Origin of the sequence: Alicyclobacillus acidiphilus NBRC 100859 (assembly GCF_001544355.1) — a bacterium.
Classification (GTDB): domain Bacteria; phylum Bacillota; class Bacilli; order Alicyclobacillales; family Alicyclobacillaceae; genus Alicyclobacillus; species Alicyclobacillus acidiphilus.
This window is the reverse complement of record NZ_BCQI01000129.1, coordinates 1-2,288: the sequence shown is the minus strand read 5'-3', so window position 1 is coordinate 2,288 and position 2,288 is coordinate 1. Positions and strand designations below refer to the sequence as shown.

The window sequence follows — 2,288 nt, the reverse complement described above, 5'->3', positions numbered from 1 at the left end:
TATATGCATGAAAAAACATGTGGTAAAAAATTCCTGATAGCTGAGTGATGAACCCTTATAGTAGTTTGATCTCAACTTTCAAGAGCGGCGCAAATGTAATGGTCTCATCTCCACTTACATAGGACTCCAATTGTAGTGGTTGTGTTGTCTGCGTTACGGGGAAAACCGTGTCTCAATCAACGCACATGGAATAGGGAGTCACAATCAAGCGGGGTGGAGGCATTACACTTTTGTGCATTAACGGCAGTTTAAAGCACCAACAAATGTAGGGGTTGAATCTCCATTTACAAGGAAGGCAAATTGCACGGGTTGATTTGTCTCCGATAAGGGAAAAACCGTATTTCAATCATCACCTGCGCGATAAAGAAAGGTCAGCGTGGGTTATCCCATGAAACGTACTCTTCTATACTGACGGTGGCTAATCAAAAACAACCAAACGTCTCGTTCTTGATTGAATGGGTAGGCAAATTATGTAGGTCTCGCTTCATCTGTAAAAGGGAAAACCACCTTCACGACGACCATGAGAATACGGATGAACCGTCAAACTTACCAGGAGAAGCGTGACCAGCCAACTTGCGATAAGGGCAAAACCGTGTTTCAACTATCGCCTTCGCGAAGGAGGAACGGAATTGTTCAGTGGGATTGTACCCATCTGCATTTACGAGGGACTGTGAAATGCCATCAAGGAAAATGGGGGAAAATTCCTACATGATTCCCACGAACCCTGATTTGACGAGATGATATAGTCACCGTAACGAACTCTACACAGCAGTTGCTTGCCATCATGGATAGCCCCAGATGTATCTGGTTGCTGATATAATCCTCCAATAGAGTCAGTTCCCAAGGAACCGTGATACACGCGGTCAACTTCACCCCTTATTGGTGGTGTCGTGGCAGTTCTTCATGCGCCCGTAGACACTGCGTCCCAAGGCTATGAATAGGGTCATATCAACCTATGCTCAAAATATTGGATACGTGCAACACCCCCAGATGGTTATGGACTTGTTTGGCGTTTATCAAATGTAAACATTTATGGTTCCTATTATGTAGACATTTCTTGTTCTGATTGTGTCTGCGTTTATGTTTCAACCTGTAGATATGGATATGTTTCATCCGACATAACCGTTTCATGATGTTGAAAGGGAATTGATGCTGTATCAGCCCGTGATCCTATCTACTTTCCTTATACCCCCGATGCCGCCTCCTATCAACCTACGAAGTAGCGAACCTCCCTGCCTTTATCTCACTCGCGATTCAGCCTTTCTACCGCTTCAACTTTTGAATAACTCCTATGCCTCTTGAGTAAAAGAAAGAGATTCAAAATACACCAGGATTCCCTTGCGGGAAACGTTTATGGAGGCGAGATCATGAGTAACAAGGCGAACAGAGCTATTGATCGGTCAATCGGGAGGAGGTTGCGGCATTATCGGGAGAGCAAGGGGTACTCTCTTAAGACCTTGCAAGACAAAACCTCGATCAGCGCGGCATATATCAACCGCATCGAACGCGGGGAACGACGTGCCCCCAGTCTGCCAATCTTGGAGCGGTTATGTGAAGCGTTGGACGTGTCATTGTTCGAGCTTACGCAGTTGCCTGCCACCACAGACGAACCGACGACATTGTTTGATCTGCTCATCACACACGATTACACAGTCGGTGATGGCATCAAAGCTACCCCCGAAATCAAGGAAGCAATTTTCGCCTTGGTGCAAACCGTCATCGAGAACGATTTGAGCGGGGACGAACAGTACAAAGGTGCGTTTCGAATCATTGAAATGGCGAAACGACTTGTCAACCTGCTGAAACGCTTTTGCCATTAACAAGGAGCGGGAGAGAACCTTACGGGGTTCTCTCTTTGTTTCATGAAAGGTGGGGATGAAATGTCAGTTGGCGGATCGGAGAAGGAGTTCATCTTTCACTTGTACTTGAAAACGAGAAAAGAAAGGTTGGAACGGGCGTTAGGAACTCGACTGAGCGAGATTGAGTTGGAACAGCCGTTGGAGGACATTGTAGATCGTCCACAGTCGGATAAGGAGCATGAAGGCAAGAAGAAGCCTGTTGACCTGTACGCCGTGGATAACGATTTGGCGGCTCCAGTATTGGTTGAGAGTGTGCTGGGTCAGTCGAATGAGGCGCATCAGGAAAAGGTACAGCGACTTTTAGACTATCTCGATGCAGGCAGGGTCGTATATCAGGCATTCAGTTTTCAAGAGAAGCACCTTAGAGAGCTTCAGAACTTGGTTGAGACACTGCGGAAACCCATTCGATTGTATTTTGTTCGAATCAGC

At 46.3% G+C, this 2,288-nt stretch carries 2 protein-coding genes; both read left to right on the top strand.

Annotation, left to right across the window (positions count from 1 at the left end; all coding sequences use genetic code 11):
• Positions 1–1,367 precede the first annotated feature (1,367 nt).
• Positions 1,368–1,820: a helix-turn-helix domain-containing protein gene (locus AAC01S_RS18340; protein WP_067625936.1), complete on the top strand. Its 453-nt coding sequence runs from the start codon at positions 1,368–1,370 to the stop codon at positions 1,818–1,820.
• Between the two features lie 60 nt (positions 1,821–1,880).
• The coding region (locus tag AAC01S_RS18335) for a hypothetical protein (RefSeq protein WP_157071298.1) at positions 1,881–2,288 on the top strand (408 nt) is incomplete at its 3' end.

Bases quoted from the DNA above. Each gene is read 5' to 3' on its own strand.
- AAC01S_RS18340 (WP_067625936.1), top strand. From the start codon at position 1,368: ATGAGTAACAAGGCGAACAGAGCTATTGATCGGTCAATCGGGAGGAGG.